2 protein-coding genes and 1 pseudogene are annotated in these 2,962 nt (G+C 62.2%); 2 read left to right on the top strand and 1 reads right to left on the bottom strand.

All coding sequences use genetic code 11. The features are described from left to right. Nucleotides 1-1,015 (bottom strand): annotated as a pseudogene (locus NW819_RS11615) (DNA mismatch repair protein MutS); the annotation flags it as partial. A 244-nt stretch (nt 1,016-1,259) separates the two neighbouring features. On the opposite strand from NW819_RS11615, the gene NW819_RS11610 reads away from it, so the two are divergent. Further along, nucleotides 1,260-1,637, top strand: a complete 378-nt coding sequence (locus NW819_RS11610; RefSeq protein WP_414413837.1) for a hypothetical protein — start codon at nt 1,260-1,262, stop codon at nt 1,635-1,637. A gap of 170 nt (nt 1,638-1,807) precedes the next feature. Beyond that, nucleotides 1,808-2,962 (top strand): DNA replication/repair protein RecF (gene recF, locus NW819_RS11605; RefSeq protein WP_414413838.1); only part of this gene is annotated, 1,155 nt, incomplete at its 3' end.

The raw sequence follows: 2,962 nt of genomic DNA, 5'->3' as shown, positions 1-2,962 counted from the left end.
GCACCCAGAGCAGGGATCCCACAAAAGCCCCCTCTCGGATGGTCTGGGTGAGCTCCAAGTTACGCCGGGTTTGGGCATCCAAGATGAGGTAGTCCGTGAGCTGGTAGGTGCGCGGGGGAGGCAGGAGCGGGTGGCCTCCCTGGGGAGAAGGCTGCAGCAGGGTCTTTGGTGCTACGCACCGCTGAGGCGAATGGGTTTCTTCTAAGTAGTGCAAAAGCCCTCCCGCTGCTCGCACCGCCAGAGGCAATCCCTCACAGCCCAATCCTTCCAGAGAGCGCAGGCCGTAGGTTTGCATGAGGTTCTCCCGCGCCACCGCCAGTTCAAAAGGTTCGGCTGGGCGCAGGGTATAGGCGTATTGGTTGGGGAGACCCAGGGGCTTCTGGGGATCCCCTGGACGGATGAGGCCTAGTCCCAGCCCCTCCTCGGTGGGCAGCAAAACCTCTGCCGGCTGCAGCCGGGCCAGTTCCTGCTCCAGTTGCTCTTGCCCCTCGCTCTGACACACCCAGAACTCGCCGGTGGAGATATCCGCATAGGCTAGGCCCCAGCGGCAGGGAGCCTGCTTCGATCCTTTGAGCCGCACGACGGCTGCCAGGTAGTTGTTTTGCCGCGCCTGCAGCAGCTCCTCTTCGAGGACGGTGCCAGGGGTGATCACCCGCGTCACTTCCCGCCGCACCAAGCCCTTGGCCTGATCTGCCGGCTCCATCTGGTCGCAGACGGCCAGGGCATAGCCTTTGGCCACCAACTGGGCAGCGTAGCGGTCGAAAGCATGGTAAGGGATCCCGCACATGGGTACCCTGCCGATGGCTCCGGCCTCTCGCCCGGTGAGCACCAGCTCCAGCTCCCGCGACACCACTTGCGCATCCTGGAAAAACATCTCGTAGAAATCCCCCAGGCGGTAGAGCAGAATGGCGTGCGGGTATTGCCGCTTCAGCTCTACGTAGTGCTGCATCATGGGGGTGAGGAGGGTGGGATCCACCTCCAGGGCATTCCAAGTATGCTCGGCGGGAGAAGTCATGGCATCAAAACGTTTGCAAGCAATGGGCTCAAGGTTGAGAGCCTGGCCAAACCGGACCGATCAGCTTGGGCCATTCTAGATCTAGATGAAGTATGAGACATTTCCCCAGCCCTCCTCCTCTGGGGAGAGGGAAGCTAGGTAATTGCCATTTCGCAGTTGGTTGAAATGACCTCGCCCAGGGTAGTCGGATCCCCCCTGAGGTAAGGCCGAGTGGCTTGGCAAAGGATTCGTTCCTCCTTCACCCGTGCCCTCGGCTGTTCTCTGCCGATTTTGGTGCTCCTCACCCCCCTGGTGCTGGGATCCCCGGCGCAAGCTCAGCGGGGCAGCGGAGCTGGGTTTCATGGGCCGCCCTGGCCGTTCCTTCTTCGAGGCCCCTTTCCGGGCTCAGGAGTACCTCAGCCGGCTGCAAGCGGAGATGGCCTTCGCCAACATCAACTCCGGCAGCGTCTCTGACCTGCAGAATCAAGTGCAGAACCTGTTGGGCAACGTGAGTACGGATCCCGGCAGCTACACCTTCGCCGACTACAGTCGCAGCAAAGCTGCCCGCTACTCTGCCCGCGCAGCCCTCCATCTGTTGGCGGCTGAGCGCCTCGGAGGGGTGGCTGCCCTGAGTAGGCGCTGATCTGGCCTACCCTGAACTGAGGGGATAGAAGGGATCCCTGCTGGCTGAGTTTCCGGGGTTAACCCCTCTATCTTCTCTGGCCCCTGCTGGAGTTGGGTTAAAGTGAAAGCCCCCAGAGCGGGGGCTGTTCTTCTCGAATACTGACTGATCGCGTCTTTACATCTCCCTTGGTGTACCTGCGTTTCCTGCACCTGTGGCACTTTCGCAACTACCGGGAGCAAGAGATCACCTTTGACGCGCCCAAAACCATCCTGGTGGGGGAGAACGCCCAGGGTAAGACCAACCTGCTGGAAGCGGTGGAGCTGTTGGCCACCTTGCGCTCGCGGCGGGCCAGCCGGGATCGGGAGCTGGTGCATCAAGAAGAACAGCAGGCGCGGATTGCCGCCACGGTTGAACGGCTGGGTGTGGCCCATGAGCTGGTGATGGAGCTGCGCAGCAGCGGCAGGCGATCCCTGAAGGTGGACGGGCAGGTGCTGCGCCGCCAGGCGGACTTTTTGGGACAGGTGAATGCGGTGGTGTTCTCCAGCCTGGATCTGGAGCTGGTGCGGGGCGCTCCGGAGACGCGGCGCCATTGGTTGGACGGGGTGTTGCTGCAACTGGAGCCGGTTTATCTCGGCCTGGTGGAGCAATATCGCCAGATCCTCAGGCAGCGCAACGCCCTTTTGAAGCAGGATCCCAAGGACTCTGTCCCGCTAACGCAAGCGGCTGCTGGCGTTCAGTTCTCGCAGATGGCCTTCTGGGATGCCCAACTGGCCACCACCGGTAGCCGAATTATGCGCCGCCGCGCCCGGCTGCTGCAACGGCTGGAGCCTTTGGCTGCTCACTGGCACCGGGTCATTAGCGGTGGACGGGAAACCCTGACCCTTACCTATCGACCCCAAGTGCCCCTGCCGGATCCCCAGGCCAGCCCCGAAGTGATCCAAGCCCAGTTTTTGGCCGAGATCCGCGCCAAAGCCGCCGCCGAACACTCCCTGGGCAGCTCTCTGGTGGGCCCCCATCGGGATGAAGTGGAGCTGTGCATTAACGGAGTTGCCGCCCGCGCCTATGGATCCCAAGGCCAGCAGCGCACTCTGGTTTTGGCTCTGAAATTGGCGGAGCTGGAGCTGATCGAGCAGGTGGTCAGGGATCCGCCCTTGCTGCTGTTGGACGATGTGCTGGCCGAGCTGGATCTGCACCGGCAAAACCAGCTCTTGGAAGCCATTCAGGAGCGCGTGCAAACCTTGGTTACCACCACCCATCTGGGATCCTTTGACGCCGGCTGGCTCAAGGCCGCCCAAATCCTTCAGGTGCAGGGGGGACAGCTTTTTCCCGACAAAACAGGGGGT

Source organism: Synechococcus sp. R8-2 (assembly GCF_047461715.1).
Taxonomy (GTDB): domain Bacteria; phylum Cyanobacteriota; class Cyanobacteriia; order Thermostichales; family Thermostichaceae; genus Thermostichus.
Note: the sequence above shows the minus strand (reverse complement) of the source record. Positions and strands in the feature narration are given on the sequence as shown.